Origin of the sequence: Serratia sp. MMO-28 (genome assembly GCF_037199905.1) — a bacterium.
Lineage (GTDB): Bacteria > Pseudomonadota > Gammaproteobacteria > Enterobacterales > Enterobacteriaceae > Chania > Chania oryzae.
This window is the reverse complement of sequence record NZ_JBBCVB010000027.1, coordinates 42,462-57,421: the sequence shown is the minus strand read 5'-3', so window position 1 is coordinate 57,421 and position 14,960 is coordinate 42,462. Positions and strand designations below refer to the sequence as shown.

Annotated in this window: 14 protein-coding genes; all 14 read left to right on the top strand. The window is 54.8% G+C overall.

All coding sequences use genetic code 11. The features are described 5' to 3' along the window. Nucleotides 1-26 precede the first annotated feature (26 nt). The 14 genes from hscA (at nt 27) to der (ending at nt 14,853) form a co-directional block, all read left to right on the top strand. Nucleotides 27-1,877, top strand: coding sequence for a Fe-S protein assembly chaperone HscA (gene hscA / locus WG891_RS20990; protein WP_337264593.1), 1,851 nt, complete (start codon nt 27-29; stop codon nt 1,875-1,877). A gap of 2 nt (nt 1,878-1,879) precedes the next feature. Next, nucleotides 1,880-2,215: an ISC system 2Fe-2S type ferredoxin gene (gene fdx / locus WG891_RS20985; protein WP_337264592.1), complete on the top strand. Its 336-nt coding sequence runs from the start codon at nt 1,880-1,882 to the stop codon at nt 2,213-2,215. A gap of 161 nt (nt 2,216-2,376) precedes the next feature. After that, nucleotides 2,377-2,577: a Fe-S cluster assembly protein IscX gene (gene iscX, locus WG891_RS20980; RefSeq protein WP_006327336.1), complete on the top strand. Its 201-nt coding sequence runs from the start codon at nt 2,377-2,379 to the stop codon at nt 2,575-2,577. A gap of 85 nt (nt 2,578-2,662) precedes the next feature. After that, nucleotides 2,663-3,958, top strand: a complete 1,296-nt coding sequence (pepB, locus tag WG891_RS20975; protein ID WP_337264591.1) for an aminopeptidase PepB — start codon at nt 2,663-2,665, stop codon at nt 3,956-3,958. 71 nt (nt 3,959-4,029) lie between these two features. After that, complete coding sequence (gene sseB, locus WG891_RS20970) at nt 4,030-4,866, top strand: enhanced serine sensitivity protein SseB (RefSeq protein WP_337264590.1); 837 nt, start codon at nt 4,030-4,032, stop codon at nt 4,864-4,866. A 192-nt stretch (nt 4,867-5,058) separates the two neighbouring features. After that, nucleotides 5,059-5,484 carry a nucleoside-diphosphate kinase gene (gene ndk, locus WG891_RS20965; RefSeq protein WP_076942757.1) on the top strand — a complete coding sequence of 142 codons (426 nt, stop codon included), beginning with the start codon at nt 5,059-5,061 and terminating at the stop codon, nt 5,482-5,484. Nucleotides 5,485-5,714: 230 nt separating this feature from the next. After that, nucleotides 5,715-6,911 (top strand): bifunctional tRNA (adenosine(37)-C2)-methyltransferase TrmG/ribosomal RNA large subunit methyltransferase RlmN, encoded by a 1,197-nt coding sequence (locus tag WG891_RS20960; RefSeq protein ID WP_337264589.1) that lies wholly within the window; start codon nt 5,715-5,717, stop codon nt 6,909-6,911. 97 nt (nt 6,912-7,008) lie between these two features. Beyond that, nucleotides 7,009-7,752, top strand: coding sequence for a type IV pilus biogenesis/stability protein PilW (pilW, locus tag WG891_RS20955; protein ID WP_156293393.1), 744 nt, complete (start codon nt 7,009-7,011; stop codon nt 7,750-7,752). After that, nucleotides 7,742-8,737 carry a cytoskeleton protein RodZ gene (gene rodZ / locus WG891_RS20950; RefSeq protein WP_337264588.1) on the top strand — a complete coding sequence of 332 codons (996 nt, stop codon included), beginning with the start codon at nt 7,742-7,744 and terminating at the stop codon, nt 8,735-8,737. The genes pilW and rodZ overlap by 11 nt, the downstream gene beginning before the upstream one ends. A 47-nt stretch (nt 8,738-8,784) precedes the next feature. Further along, nucleotides 8,785-9,906, top strand: coding sequence for a flavodoxin-dependent (E)-4-hydroxy-3-methylbut-2-enyl-diphosphate synthase (gene ispG / locus WG891_RS20945; RefSeq protein WP_076942761.1), 1,122 nt, complete (start codon nt 8,785-8,787; stop codon nt 9,904-9,906). 142 nt (nt 9,907-10,048) lie between these two features. After that, complete coding sequence (gene hisS / locus WG891_RS20940; protein ID WP_076942762.1) at nt 10,049-11,323, top strand: histidine--tRNA ligase; 1,275 nt, start codon at nt 10,049-10,051, stop codon at nt 11,321-11,323. A gap of 13 nt (nt 11,324-11,336) precedes the next feature. Continuing rightward, nucleotides 11,337-11,957 (top strand): YfgM family protein, encoded by a 621-nt coding sequence (locus WG891_RS20935; RefSeq protein WP_076942763.1) that lies wholly within the window; start codon nt 11,337-11,339, stop codon nt 11,955-11,957. Nucleotides 11,958-11,967: 10 nt separating this feature from the next. Then, nucleotides 11,968-13,149, top strand: coding sequence for an outer membrane protein assembly factor BamB (gene bamB, locus WG891_RS20930; protein WP_337264587.1), 1,182 nt, complete (start codon nt 11,968-11,970; stop codon nt 13,147-13,149). A 213-nt stretch (nt 13,150-13,362) separates the two neighbouring features. Beyond that, nucleotides 13,363-14,853, top strand: coding sequence for a ribosome biogenesis GTPase Der (der, locus tag WG891_RS20925; protein ID WP_337264586.1), 1,491 nt, complete (start codon nt 13,363-13,365; stop codon nt 14,851-14,853). Nucleotides 14,854-14,960: the final 107 nt, after the last annotated feature.

Below are 14,960 nucleotides of genomic sequence, written 5' to 3'. Positions count from 1 at the left end.
CATTTTGATTGTGGAAGCTCCCTAACATGGCCTTATTACAAATTAGTGAACCGGGTCTCAGCGCCGCTCCACATCAGCGCCGTTTGGCCGCCGGGATCGATTTAGGCACCACCAACTCGCTGGTGGCGACCGTGCGCAGCGGGCAGGCGGAAACGCTGGCTGATGAGCAAGGGCGCGTTTTGCTGCCTTCTGTCGTGCATTACCAGGCAGAAGCACATCAGGTAGGCTGGGCCGCGCGCGCGCAGGCGGCACAGGATCCGGCGAACACCATCAGCTCAATCAAACGCATGATGGGCCGCTCTCTGGCCGACGTACAGCAGCGTTATCCGAATTTACCCTATCAGTTTCAGGCCAGCGACAACGGCCTGCCGATGATCGTGACCGCCGCTGGCCTGATGAACCCGGTCGGGGTGTCTGCCGATATCCTCAAGGCCTTGGCTGCACGGGCAAGCGCGGCCTTAGCTGGCGAACTTGATGGCGTAGTGATCACCGTTCCGGCTTATTTCGACGATGCACAGCGCCAGGGCACTAAAGACGCCGCGCGTCTGGCGGGTTTGCACGTGCTGCGCCTGTTGAATGAACCTACCGCCGCGGCGATCGCTTACGGATTAGACTCCGGTCAGGAAGGGGTGATTGCCGTTTACGATCTGGGCGGTGGCACTTTCGATATCTCTATTTTGCGCCTCAGCCGTGGCGTGTTTGAAGTGCTGGCAACCGGCGGTGATTCAGCGCTGGGCGGTGATGATTTCGATCATCTGTTGGCCGACTGGCTGCGTGAGCAAGCGGGCGTAGCCTCACGCCACGATCACAGCGTGCAGCGTCAACTGCTGGATGCGGCAATCGCCGCCAAAATCGCCCTGAGCGATGCGCCAAGCGCCCGTGTAGAAGTGGCTGGCTGGCAAGGCGAAGTGACCCGTGAGCAATTTGAATCCCTGATTGCTCCATGGGTAAAACGTACCTTGATGGCCTGCCGCCGTGCGCTGAAAGATGCTGGCGTCAGCGCCGATGAGGTGCTGGAAGTGGTGATGGTCGGGGGTTCTACTCGCGTGCCGTTGGTGCGTGAGCAAGTGGGCGAGTTTTTTGGCCGCACGCCGCTGACCTCAATCGATCCCGATAAAGTGGTGGCGGTGGGTGCCGCGATCCAGGCGGATATTCTGGTGGGTAACAAGCCGGACAGCGAGATGCTGCTGCTGGACGTGATCCCGCTGTCGCTGGGCTTGGAAACCATGGGGGGCCTGGTGGAGAAAGTGATCCCACGTAACACCACCATTCCTGTGGCACGTGCGCAAGAATTCACCACCTTTAAAGACGGCCAGAGCGCGATGATGATCCACGTACTGCAAGGGGAACGTGAGCTGGTGCCGGACTGCCGTTCTCTGGCACGTTTCACACTGCGCGGTTTGCCGCCGTTGCCTGCCGGCGGGGCGCATATTCGCGTCACCTTCCAGGTGGATGCCGATGGCCTGCTCAGCGTCACGGCGATGGAAAAATCCACCGGCGTCGAAGCTTCGATCCAAGTGAAGCCTTCTTATGGGCTTTCTGATGCCGAAATTGCCGACATGATCAAAGACTCTATGGCGAATGCGCAAGGCGATATCGGCGCGCGCATGCTGGCGGAACAGCGGGTGGATGCTTCACGCGTGTTAGAAAGCCTGCAAGGGGCATTGGCGAGCGATGCTGCTCTGCTGAGTGATGAAGAACGCCAGGCGATCGACGCTGCGGTGGCAGATTTGCAGCAGGCGATGCAGGGCAGCGATCCTGCTGCGATCGAAGCCGCCATAAAAATAGTCGATGCAACAACTCAAGATTTTGCCGCGCGCCGCATGGATGCTTCCATTCGCCGTGCGCTGGCTGGCCATTCTGTGGATGAGGTTTAACCATGCCAAAAATTGTTTTCCTGCCCCATCAGGATTTATGCCCGGAGGGAGCAGTATTGGAAGCGGAGAAAGGGGAAACCATTCTCAACGTCGCGCTGCGTAACGGGATTGAAATCGAACACGCCTGCGAGAAATCCTGCGCCTGTACCACCTGCCACTGCATCGTGCGTGAAGGTTTTGATTCGCTGGCAGAAAGCAGTGAGCTGGAAGATGACATGCTGGACAAAGCCTGGGGGCTGGAGCCAGAAAGCCGCCTGAGCTGCCAGGCGCGCGTCACCGATGAAGATCTGGTGGTTGAAATGCCGCGCTATACCATCAACCACGCGCGTGAGCACTAGAAAGTACCTCATTAGGCTACTGCGCTCAGCATTTTAGCCTAGGGCAGTGCTCGGAATCCTCACGTACTATGTGTACGCTCCGGTTTCTCCGCGCTGTCCATGGCAAAACTGCTTTCGCTCGCTACGCCTACTGAAGCACTTTCTCTGAGGAGGTTATTATAATGGGACTAAAGTGGACCGACAGCCGTGAAATCGGCGAAGCCCTTTACGATCAATACCCGGATACCGATCCGAAAACCGTACGTTTTACCGATATGCACCAGTGGATCTGCGATCTGGAAGAATTCGACGATGATCCACAGGCTTCCAACGAGAAAATACTGGAAGCGATCCTGCTGGTCTGGTTAGATGAAGCGGAGTAAATAGCATAACGGGCTGCCATTGGCGGCCCGTTTATATTGTATCCAATACGATTAATAAAAGAATAATCCGGACTGGAGTAAGGCTATGACAACAGAAATCATGCAGATCACGCTGTCCCATGATGCCGCCGATGCGCGTTGGGGGGAAAAGGCGCTGCTGAGTACCAATAACGACGGCATGACTATCCATCTGATCGGTAATGGTAAGTTGGGCGCGATCCAGCGTGCTGCGCGCAAGATTGACGGTCAGGGCATCAAGCAGGTGAAACTGGCCGGTGAGGGCTGGGGCCTGGAGCAAAGCTGGGCATTCTGGCAAGGGTTCCGTGGGCCAAAGGGCCAGCGCAGCGTCGAATGGGCTGAATTGCCTGCAGCGGATCGTAACGAACTGGAACAAAGACTGAAGATTATCGACTGGGTGCGTGACACCATTAATCTTCCTGCGGAAGAACTGGGGCCAGAGCAGTTGGCGACCCGCGCAGTCGATCTGATGTGCGACGTTGGCGGTGCTGCAGTCAGCTACCGTATTACCAAAGGCGAAGATCTCCGCGAGCAGAATTATGCCGGTATCTACACCGTTGGCCGCGGTTCCGATCGTTCACCGGTGCTGCTGGCGCTGGATTTCAACCCGACCGGCAATCCTGATGCTCCGGTGTTTGCCTGCCTGGTAGGCAAAGGGATTACCTTTGACTCCGGTGGTTATAGCCTGAAACAAAGCGCCTTTATGGATTCGATGAAATCCGATATGGGCGGTGCCGCGACTATTACCGGTGCGCTGGCATTGGCGGTGGCGCGTGGCTTGCAACAGCGTGTAAAACTGTTCCTGTGCTGTGCGGATAATCTGGTCAGCGGTAACGCGTTCAAGCTGGGTGATATCATCCGCTACCGTAACGGCAAAACCGTCGAAGTGATGAACACTGATGCCGAAGGGCGCCTGGTTTTGGCCGATGGCCTGATCGATGCCAGTGCGCAACACCCTGAGCTGATTATCGATTGTGCTACTTTGACCGGCGCGGCAAAAACGGCACTGGGTAACGACTACCATGCTCTGTTCAGTTTTGATGATGAATTGGCGCAAGAGCTGCTGGCCAGTGCCAGCGATGAGCACGAGCCGTTCTGGCGCCTGCCGCTGGCGGAATTCCATCGCAGCCAGCTGCCGTCGAACTTTGCTGAACTGAACAACGTGGCCGGTGCGGCTCATAGCGCGGGGGCCAGTACCGCAGCGGCCTTCCTGTCGCACTTTGTGCAGAACTACCAGAAAGGTTGGTTGCATATCGACTGTTCTGCCACCTACCGCAAAGGTGCCGTTGAGCAGTGGTCGACAGGCGCTACCGGCTTAGGCGTGCGCACGCTGGCTAATCTGCTGCTGAATAAAGCCAACTAATTGCACGCTTCTTAAATCACGTTTTCCCTAAGGGTTCAGCATGCTGAACCCTTAATACATTGGAGTAAGTAATGAGTTCTCACCACCATGATGACGATGCCGTTCCAGGCGAAAATCAACTTGAGCGCCTTCTGAAACTGGCGGTATCGCAACCGGCACATCGCCCGGCATTTTTCCGTGAACTGTTGGATTCGACGGTTTACATTCTGGGCGACAGTGAGCAGGTGCATCAGGAAGGTGAAATCACGCTGAATGCTGAGACGCCGGTGAATATTCAACACTGGGAAAAGCAGGATGGCAGCAGCGTTATTCCATTCTTCTCTTCGCTGGAAACGCTGCAAAAAGCGGTGGAGGATGAGCAACCCTTTATCGCTATGCCAGCGCGGGTGCTGTTTGAGATCACCCAGGGGGCGGAATTGTTCCTCAACCCGAAAGCGGAATACGGCAAAGAATTTTTCCCAGATGAGATCGCCATGTTGTTGGCTACTGGTGGAGTGGTGAAACCGGCGGAACACTATGTCGATAAAGACAGCCAAATCCTGCTGGGCCAGCCTGAAATCTATCCTTCGGCGATGGTAGATGCATTGACCACGCTGTTCAGCCAGCGTAAACCGGTACGCCGTGCGTTTCTGGCGCTGATGCACGATCGGGCGCTGGATGAAAAACCCAATCTGTTGGTCGGCCTGGAAGTGGATGGTGAACCGGCCGAGATCGAAGCCTTGATCAACGAAGCGGGCAGCGTTGCCAGCGCCACCGCGCTGAATGACGATCCGGTCGATTTTTGCCTGGTATCAGACAAAGAACGTGGCGTCAGTCATTATCTGATCACCCACACACAGCCGTTCTATCAGCGCCGCTGGGGCAGTTGGTTACGCAACATTATTCCGTCCACCGACAAAACCCAATAAACGTTCGAAACAGTGTGGCCGGTGAGGAAAAATAAGTGGCGCCGCGGAATATAGGGAATTGGGATAATTTTTTTAATGAAATGTTGATTTTCCCGTAGGCAAGCGTTAACGGCACACATATAATCTGCGCCACTTGAGAAGGCCGGCATCTCAACTTTTGTCCGGCCTGTTTTGGAACACATAGAGGCCACCATGACTGTACAACGTACTTTTTCCATCATTAAACCAAACTCAGTAGCTAACAATGACATCGGCGCAATCTATGCTCGTTTCGAGCGCGCGGGTTTCAGCATCATTGCCTGCAAAATGCTGCGCCTGACTCGTGAACAAGCCGAAGGCTTCTACGCTGAGCACAAAGGCCGTCCTTTCTTCGACGGGCTGGTTGAGTTCATGACCTCTGGCCCGATCGTGGTTCAGGTACTGGAAGCAGAAAACGCCGTACAGCGTAACCGCGATCTGATGGGTGCCACCAACCCAGACAACGCGCTGGCGGGTACTCTGCGTGCTGATTACGCAGACAGCTTCACCGCTAACGCGGTTCACGGTTCTGACTCTGTAGAATCTGCACAACGCGAAATCGCCTACTTCTTCAACGAAAGCGAAATCTGCCCACGTTAATGGCGGTTTTTTCCTGCTAGAGCAGCCTGTTTACCGGTAGATACAATAAAAATGCCGTGAAAGCCGTTCAGGCGTGGAAACCCGTTAATAAAATTTGTACAATGCCGCGCCCCAGGTAAGCCCTCTTATCTGGGGCGTGTTTTTAGCGCTCTCTCTGTGGGGCCTGAATGACACACTTACTTTCCATTCTTTCGAGCCATAACGTGTAACAACGAGGCCAAGAGATCATTATGTTAGAACCCATCGCGTCCGAGCACACCTTGTCTGAAAATAATTCACTGACCGATCCTGCTGTTAACACGGCACAACCTGTTGCAGCCAAAATTAACCTGCTGGATTTGAACCGTCAGCAAATGCGTGAGTTTTTCGCCAAGATGGGGGAAAAACCGTTCCGGGCCGATCAGGTAATGAAGTGGATGTACCACTACTGCTGTGACGATTTCGAGCAGATGACCGATATCAACAAAGTGCTGCGCAACAAGCTGCAGAGCGTCGCTGAAATCCGCGCGCCTGAAGTGGCGGAAGAACAGCGTTCAGCCGATGGTACCATCAAGTGGGCTATCAGAGTCGGCGATCAGCAGGTTGAGACCGTGTATATCCCAGACGGCGATCGCGCCACGCTGTGCGTGTCTTCGCAGGTGGGCTGTGCGCTGGAGTGCAAATTCTGTTCGACCGCGCAGCAGGGCTTCAACCGCAATCTGCGCGTGTCGGAAATCATTGGCCAGGTATGGCGTGCGGCCAAAATCATTGGTGCCACGAAAGTCACCGGCCAACGCCCGATCACCAACGTGGTGATGATGGGAATGGGGGAGCCTTTGCTCAATCTGAACAACGTGGTTCCGGCGATGGAAATCATGCTGGATGACTTTGGTTTCGGCCTGTCAAAACGCCGTGTTACCCTCTCGACTTCTGGCGTGGTGCCGGCGTTGGATAAGCTCGGCGATATGATCGACGTGGCGCTGGCGATCTCGCTGCATGCGCCGAACGACAAGATCCGTGATGAGATCGTGCCGATCAACCGCAAATACAACATCGAAACCTTCCTGGCCGCGGTGCGCCGCTACCTGGAGAAATCCAATGCCAATCAGGGGCGGGTCACCGTTGAGTACGTGATGTTGGATCACATCAACGACAGCACTGACGATGCGCACCAACTGGCGGAGCTGCTGAAAGAGACGCCTTGCAAGATCAACCTGATCCCGTGGAACCCGTTCCCAGGTGCCCCTTATGGCCGCAGTTCCAACAGCCGCGTAGACCGTTTCTCCAAAGTGTTGATGGAATACGGCTTTACGACTATTGTTCGTAAAACCCGTGGCGACGATATTGATGCAGCCTGTGGGCAGTTAGCGGGTGAGGTGATCGATCGTACTAAGCGTACCCTGAAAAAGAGAATGGCTGGGGAACCTATCAACGTACGGGCGGTCTGAATCCTATAGCATGATTTTTTTGTTATCTAACAGCCTGTTATGTGAGCAGCAATCCTTCAGGCGATCGGGTAACATCAGATAAGGAATGAGTGCAAGCATGAAGCTGAGACTGTGGGGTGTGTTATTGGCAGCCGGTTTGCTGGCAGGGTGCTCAACATCGGCGCCGGAGAAAGGCGAACCCGCGGCGGGCCAGACGCGTTTGCAACTGGGGCTCGAGTATCTGAATCAAGGCGATATGCAGGCGGCGAAGCAGAATCTGGAAAAAGCCGCAGACGCGGCCCCACAGGATTATCGTACCCAATTGGGCATGGCACTTTACCTTCAGCGGATTGGCGATAACGCCGCCGCTGAGCAGCGTTATCAGCAAGCGCTCAAACTTGCACCAGCCAATGGCACCGTCATGAATAATTACGGTGCGTTTCTCTGTAGTTTAGGGCAGTATGTACCGGCCCAACAACAGTTTAGCGCTGCGGCACTGGCGCCAGATTACGGCCAGGTTGCCGACAGTCTGGAAAATGCAGGTTACTGTTTCCTCAAAGCCGGGCAAAACGATGAAGCGCGCAAGTTATTATCGCGGGCGCTGAAGATCGATCCGGACAAGGGTGCTCCACTGTTAGTGGAGGCAGAAAAGCAATTTGGAGAAGGGAAACGCGCACAGTCGCAACTTTTATTGGATAGTTATCAACATGTTCTGCCAGCCAGTGCTGACAGTTTATGGTTACAGATTCGTTTCGCCGCGTTAGCCGGCCGTCAGGATAGCGTTCAACGCTATGGCAAGCAGTTAGCGCGAAGTTTTCCACAATCCAAACAGTACCAGCAGTTCTTAGCTAATGAATACTGAAGACTCCCAAGATAAAACCGTATCTATGACGACAGGCGAGCGCCTGCGTCAGGCCCGTGAACAGCTCGGGCTGAGTCAACAGGCCGTTGCAGAGCGCCTGTGTCTCAAAATGTCTACCGTGCGCGAGATTGAAAGTGACACGCTTTCTGCCGATCTTGCTTCGACCTTCGTGCGTGGTTATATCCGCTCCTACGCCAAACTGGTACATATACCAGAAGATGAACTGTTGCCGATGATGGCAAAACAGGCACCGGCCAAAGTGGCTAAAGTGGCTCAGATGCAGAGCTTCTCACTGGGCAAGCGCCGTAAGAAACGTGATGGCTGGTTGATGAGTTTTACCTGGCTGATTGTGTTTGTGGTCGTCGGCCTGACCGGTGCCTGGTGGTGGCAAAACCACAAGGTGCAGCAGGAAGAGATTGCGACGATGGCCGATCAGTCATCGGCTCAGCTTTCCCAGCATAGTAATGATGGTGAGTCGGCCCCCTTGAATGACGGTGATGGTCCTGCCTCTGCGGTGGATACTGGTGCTGCGCCAGAAAATAGCGCCGCTCCGGTAACAAGCAATGCAGCGGCTGCCCCAGCCCCACAACAGGCTCCGGCCGCTAGCGTGGCGCAAACGGCTCCACAGATTGTTGTGGCACCAAGCCAGGCGTCGATCCCAGAAGCTACACCGGCAGCCCCTGTTGCGCAGGCGCAGTTGCCGACCGGTAACGCTGCCGTTGCCGCACCGGTTGAAGATGCTAATGGGTTGGTGATGGATTTCTCTGCCGACTGTTGGCTGCAGGTGACGGATGCCACGGGCAAAACCTTGTTCAGCGGTATCCAGAAAGGCGGAACCCGGCTGAACCTGGCAGGAACCGCGCCCTATAAACTGACCATCGGCGCACCTGCTGCAGTGCAGATTCAATATCAAGGTAATCCGGTTGATTTAAGCCGGTTTGTTAAGTCGAACCGTGTTGCTCGTCTGACCGTTGCCGCGCAGTAATTGCGCGGCCATTGTCGTTACGTCAGAGCAACAATGGAGAGTAAGTGATGCATAACCAAGCACCCATTAACCGTCGCAAATCAACACGTATTTACGTCGGCAAGGTGCCTATTGGCGATGGTGCACCGATTGCCGTGCAGTCAATGACCAACACACGTACCACCGATGTTGCAGCAACGGTGAATCAAATCAAAGCGTTGGAGCGCGTGGGTGTCGATATCGTGCGCGTTTCTGTTCCTACCATGGACGCCGCTGAAGCATTCCGGCTGATCAAACAGCAGGTTAATGTGCCGCTGGTGGCCGACATCCATTTCGATTACCGCATCGCGTTGCAGGTTGCCGAATACGGCGTCGATTGCCTGCGTATCAACCCCGGCAACATTGGTAATGAATCACGCATTCGTTCGGTGGTTGATTGTGCACGTGATAAAAATATTCCCATCCGTATCGGTGTGAACGGCGGTTCTCTGGAAAAAGACATCCAGGAAAAATACGGTGAACCAACGCCGGAAGCCTTGCTGGAATCGGCCATGCGCCACGTCGATATTCTCGATCGTCTTAACTTTGACCAGTTTAAGGTGAGCGTAAAGGCGTCTGACGTCTTCCTGGCGGTGCAATCCTATCGTTTGCTGGCGGCAAGGATCGACCAGCCGTTGCATCTGGGGATTACCGAAGCCGGTGGCGCACGCAGTGGCTCCGTGAAGTCGGCGATTGGCCTGGGTATGCTGTTGGCGGAAGGCATCGGTGATACTTTACGTATCTCACTGGCTGCCGATCCGGTCGAAGAAGTGAAGGTCGGTTTTGATATTCTGAAGTCGCTGCGCATCCGCGCGCGTGGCATCAACTTTATCGCCTGCCCGACCTGTTCGCGTCAGGAGTTTGACGTGATTGGCACCGTCAATGCCTTGGAACAGCGCCTGGAAGATATCATCACGCCGATGGATGTTTCTATTATCGGCTGCGTGGTGAACGGGCCAGGTGAAGCGCTGGTGTCGACCTTAGGCGTGACCGGTGGGCACAAAAAGAGTGGCTTCTACGAAGACGGTGTGCGCCAGAAAGAGCGTTTTGACAACGAGCAGATGATCGACCAGCTCGAAGCGAAGATCCGTGCCAAAGCGGCAATGCTGGATCAATCCAACCGCATTGCGATCAATCTGCTGGAAAAATAAGCATGCAATAATCAATACGGCGGGCATTTAAGCCCGCCTGTTGATGAGCACGAGGGGCTTAAAAGCGCATCCACGTTGAACTGCGGATGGCAAAGTCCCTATAATCGGTTTCATTTTTATATAAAACGGACAGAGAACTCACGTGGCAAAAAACATTCAAGCCATTCGCGGCATGAACGATTACCTGCCGGAAGACACGGCATTATGGCAGCGAATTGAAGGCACTCTTAAGCAGGTGCTGAGCAGCTACGGTTATAGCGAAATCCGGTTGCCGATTGTAGAGCAGACCCCGTTATTTAAACGCGCCATTGGTGAAGTGACCGATGTTGTAGAAAAAGAGATGTACACCTTTGAGGATCGCAACGGCGAAAGCCTGACGTTGCGCCCGGAAGGAACGGCTGGCTGCGTGCGCGCCGGTATCGAACATGGTCTGCTGTACAATCAGGAGCAGCGTCTGTGGTACATCGGCCCGATGTTCCGCTACGAGCGCCCGCAAAAAGGCCGTTATCGTCAGTTCCACCAGTTAGGGGCCGAAGTCTTTGGCCTGCAAGGCCCGGACGTTGATGCTGAACTGATCCTGCTGAGCGCCCGCTGGTGGAAGGCGTTGGGTATTGCCGAGCACGTCAAGCTGGAGCTGAACTCGATAGGTTCGTTGGCTGCGCGTGCCAATTACCGCGATGCACTGGTTACCTTCCTGGAACAACATCAGGACAAACTGGACGAAGACTGCAAGCGCCGGATGTACAGCAACCCGCTGCGCGTACTGGATTCCAAAAATCCTGATGTGCAGGCCCTGCTGAATGATGCGCCGCGCCTTTCTGAGTATCTGGATGAAGAGTCCAGGTCGCATTTCAATGGCTTGTGTGAACTTTTGGCGCAGGCAGGTATCCCATATACCATCAACGAACGTCTGGTTCGTGGTCTGGACTATTACAACCGCACGGTATTTGAGTGGGTGACTACCAGCCTTGGTGCACAGGGTACCGTGTGTGCCGGTGGCCGTTATGATGGCCTGGTTGAGCAATTGGGCGGGCGGGCAACGCCTGCCGTGGGCTTTGCCATGGGGTTAGAGCGTTTAGTGTTGCTAGTTCAGGCCGTGAATCCAGACTTCAAAGCGCCGGCTACCATTGATGTGTATGTGATCTCTTCCGGTGCAGGCACACAGAGTGCGGCGATGCAACTGGCAGAAAGCGTGCGTGATGCAGCACCGCAGATTAAATTGATGACCAACTATGGCGGCGGCAACTTTAAGAAGCAGATCACCCGTGCAGACAAATGGGGTGCTCGCATTGCCCTGATTTTGGGTGAAGATGAAGTGGCGGCACAGCAGGTGGTGGTCAAAGACCTGCGCAGTGGTGAACAAGAAACGCTGGCGCAAAGCGAAGTCGCAACGCGTCTGGCTTTGATGTTAGGTTAAGGAGAAGGACACCGTGGAAGTTTATACCACTGAAAACGAACAACTTGATGCCGTGCGCCGGTTCTTTAGCGAAAATGGTAAAGCATTGGCCGTGGGCGTTGTGCTCGGTATTGGTGCCCTGTTGGGGTGGCGCTATTGGCAGAGCCACCAAAATGCCAGCATGATGGCGGCTTCGGATGCTTACCAGCAGGTCAGCGAACAGCTTATCGATGCTAAAGCCGATGATGTGGTGGCGGCAGAGAAATTTATCCAGGCCAACAGCAATAATTACGGCGTGTTGGCGGCACTGCAGTTGGCGAAGTATTTTGTTGAGCAAAACGATTTCGCCAAGGCAGAACAGCAGTTGGTGCTGGCGCAGAGCCATGCCAAAGACGAAAGCCTGCTGGCGGTGACCAACCTGCGCCTGGCACGCGTTCAGTTGCAGGAGAAAAAGCTGGATGAAGCGCTGAAAACGCTAGAGGGCGTGAAGGGTGAGGGCTGGGCAGCAATGATGCAAGACGTGCGCGGTGACGTACTGTTGGCGAAAGGCGACATCCAAGGTGCCCGTGAAGCTTACGGCAAAGGCATCGAGTCCAATGCTTCCCAGGCGCTTGCAGGATTGATGCGCATGAAATTGAATAACTTGTCCAGCTAAGGGGATTCCCATGCAATTGCGTAAAACACTCTTGGTCGGGCTGGTTTCCGTTACCTTGCTGAGTGGTTGTTCGCTGTTTAGCAGTGAAGAAGACGTGGTTACCATGTCGCCGCTGCCAAAGGTTGAAAATCAGTTCACGCCAAATACGGTGTGGAGCACCTCGGTGGGTGACGGTATTGGTAGCTACTATTCTCACCTGCGTCCGGCTTACCAGGATGGCACCGTGTATGCGGCCGATCGCCGTGGCATCGTAAAAGCGATGGATCTGTTAGATGGTAAAGAGAAGTGGACGGTGGATCTCTCAGAGAAAACCCATTTCTTCTCCAGCAATCAACCGGCGTTACTCTCTGGCGGCCTGACGGTTTCCGGCGCCAACGTATACGTTGGCAGTGAGAAAGCGGTGGTTTATGCGCTGAATACCGCAGATGGCAAAGTGACGTGGCAGACTAACGTGGCGGGTGAAGCGATTTCCCGCCCGGTCGTTGCCGATGGCATGGTGCTGATCCATACCACGAACGGCCAGTTGCAGGCATTGAATGAATCTGATGGTGCTATCAAGTGGACCGTCAACCTGGATATTCCTTCTCTGTCGCTGCGTGGCGAATCTGCACCTGCCGTTGCCTTTGGTGCCGCGATTGTCGGCGGTGATAATGGCCGCGTCAGCGCCGTGCTGATGCAGCAGGGCCAGTTGATTTGGCAACAGCGTATTTCCCAGCCAAGCGGCGCGACCGAAATCGATCGCCTGAACGATGTGGATACCACCCCGGTGATTGTTGATAACGTGGTGTATGCACTGGGTTACAATGGTAACCTGACGGCATTGGATCTGCGTTCTGGCCAGATCATATGGAAACGCGAGATGGGGTCGGTGAACGATTTCATCGTTGACGCGGGTCGTATTTATCTGGCCGATCAGAACGATCGTGTCGTGGCAATGAACACTGACGGTGGTGCCAGCCTGTGGACGCAGAGCGATCTGCTGCACCGTAATCTGACCGCACCAGCGCTGTATAACGGCTATCTGGTGGTTGGGGATGCCGAAGGCTACCTGCACTGGATCAACACCACCGATGGCCGTTTTGTGGCCCAGCAGAAAGTGGATAGCTCCGGCTTCCTATCTGCACCGGTGGTGGCTGGCGATAAGCTGCTGATCCAGGCGCGTGGCGGTAAAGTTTACGCTTTCACCCGCTAACGCTGGCTGTCGTACCGGTTTATATACCCAATAGATTTCAAGTTGCGGTCAGGCGGTCACTGAGTGGTACAGCCAGCAGCGCCGCCGCTTGAAAGATAAAGGGGATAACGGCTCCTGATGTTCAGGGGCCGTTTCGTATTTTTAAAACGACGCTGTCGCTGTGTGTGGCGCTGCGTGGTTACGCATTGATTATTAAGTAATGAGGCTTCAACCATGATACCTGTCGTCGCGCTGGTCGGGCGCCCGAATGTGGGTAAATCCACCTTGTTTAACCGTTTAACACATACGCGCGATGCGCTGGTGGCGGATTTCCCCGGGCTAACGCGAGACCGTAAATATGGTCGTGCTGAAGTTGAGGGCAACGAATTTATCATTGTCGATACCGGGGGTATTGACGGCACGGAAGACGGCGTAGAAACCCGCATGGCGGGCCAATCGCTGCTGGCGATTGAAGAAGCGGACATTGTGCTGTTTATGGTGGATGCCCGCGCCGGGTTGATGCCTGCCGATCAGGGCATTGCCCAGCATCTGCGCAGCCGTCAGAAGGCCACTTTCCTGGTCGCCAACAAAACCGACGGTATGGATCCAGACACCGCTACCGCCGATTTCTATTCGCTGGGGCTGGGTGAAGTCTATGCTATCGCTGCCTCCCATGGGCGTGGTGTTGCACAGTTGATCGAACACGTACTGGTGCCGTTTCTGCCCGAAAAGCCAGAAGAAGTTGAGCTGAGTGAAGAAGAGGCTAACGCCGCTTATTGGGCTGAGCAAGACGGCGAAATGGCGGAAGAGGGCGAAGATGAAGAGCTGGAAGAAGACTTCAACCCGCAGGACTTGCCAATTAAACTGGCGATCGTTGGCCGCCCTAACGTAGGTAAGTCCACACTGACTAACCGCATCCTCGGCGAGGAGCGAGTGGTAGTGTATGACATGCCGGGCACCACCCGTGACAGCATCTATATCCCGATGGTGCGTGATGAGCGCGAATATGTGCTGATCGATACCGCCGGGGTGCGTAAGCGCGGCAAAGTGACTGAAACCGTAGAAAAATTCTCGGTAATCAAAACGCTGCAAGCGATTGAAGACGCTAACGTGGTGCTGCTGGTGATCGACGCCCGCGAAGGGATTTCCGATCAGGATCTCTCGCTGCTGGGCTTTATCCTCAATAGTGGGCGCTCACTGGTGATTGTGGTCAACAAGTGGGATGGCATGAGCGAGGAAGATCGCGAGCACGTGAAAGAGATGCTCGATCTGCGCTTGGGCTTTGTCGATTTCGCCCGTGTGCACTTTATCTCTGCGCTGCACGGCAGTGGCGTTGGCAACCTGTTTGAATCCGTATTGGAAGCTTACGAATGTTCGACGCGTCGCGTGAATACCTCGATGCTCACCAAAATCATGCAGATGGCTGCCGACGACCATCAGCCACCGTTGGTGCGTGGCCGCCGCGTGAAGCTGAAATATGCCCACGCCGGTGGGTATAACCCGCCAATCGTGGTGATCCACGGCAACCAGGTGGCCGATCTGTCGGATTCGTACAAGCGTTACCTGATGAACTATTTCCGCCGTTCATTGAACGTGATGGGTACGCCGATCCGCATTCAGTTTAAAGAAGGGGATAACCCGTTTGCTGGCAAGCGTAACACCCTGACTCCGAACCAGATGCGTAAGCGTAAGCGCTTGATGAGCCACCTGAAAAAGTCAAAATAACAGTAATAAGGGCGTGGTAAATGATACCGCGCCCTATTTTATCTGCCCGAAAGCGTTTTATTATCTGCGCATTACCACCTTCTTACCGGCAGCCGCGAAGGAACGTC

Bases quoted from the DNA above. Each gene is read 5' to 3' on its own strand.
- hscA (WP_337264593.1), top strand. From the start codon at position 27: ATGGCCTTATTACAAATTAGTGAACCGGGTCTCAGCGCCGCTCCACAT.
- fdx (WP_337264592.1), top strand. From the start codon at position 1,880: ATGCCAAAAATTGTTTTCCTGCCCCATCAGGATTTATGCCCGGAGGGA.
- iscX (WP_006327336.1), top strand. From the start codon at position 2,377: ATGGGACTAAAGTGGACCGACAGCCGTGAAATCGGCGAAGCCCTTTAC.
- pepB (WP_337264591.1), top strand. From the start codon at position 2,663: ATGACAACAGAAATCATGCAGATCACGCTGTCCCATGATGCCGCCGAT.
- sseB (WP_337264590.1), top strand. From the start codon at position 4,030: ATGAGTTCTCACCACCATGATGACGATGCCGTTCCAGGCGAAAATCAA.
- ndk (WP_076942757.1), top strand. From the start codon at position 5,059: ATGACTGTACAACGTACTTTTTCCATCATTAAACCAAACTCAGTAGCT.
- WG891_RS20960 (WP_337264589.1), top strand. From the start codon at position 5,715: ATGTTAGAACCCATCGCGTCCGAGCACACCTTGTCTGAAAATAATTCA.
- pilW (WP_156293393.1), top strand. From the start codon at position 7,009: ATGAAGCTGAGACTGTGGGGTGTGTTATTGGCAGCCGGTTTGCTGGCA.
- rodZ (WP_337264588.1), top strand. From the start codon at position 7,742: ATGAATACTGAAGACTCCCAAGATAAAACCGTATCTATGACGACAGGC.
- ispG (WP_076942761.1), top strand. From the start codon at position 8,785: ATGCATAACCAAGCACCCATTAACCGTCGCAAATCAACACGTATTTAC.
- bamB (WP_337264587.1), top strand. From the start codon at position 11,968: ATGCAATTGCGTAAAACACTCTTGGTCGGGCTGGTTTCCGTTACCTTG.
- der (WP_337264586.1), top strand. From the start codon at position 13,363: ATGATACCTGTCGTCGCGCTGGTCGGGCGCCCGAATGTGGGTAAATCC.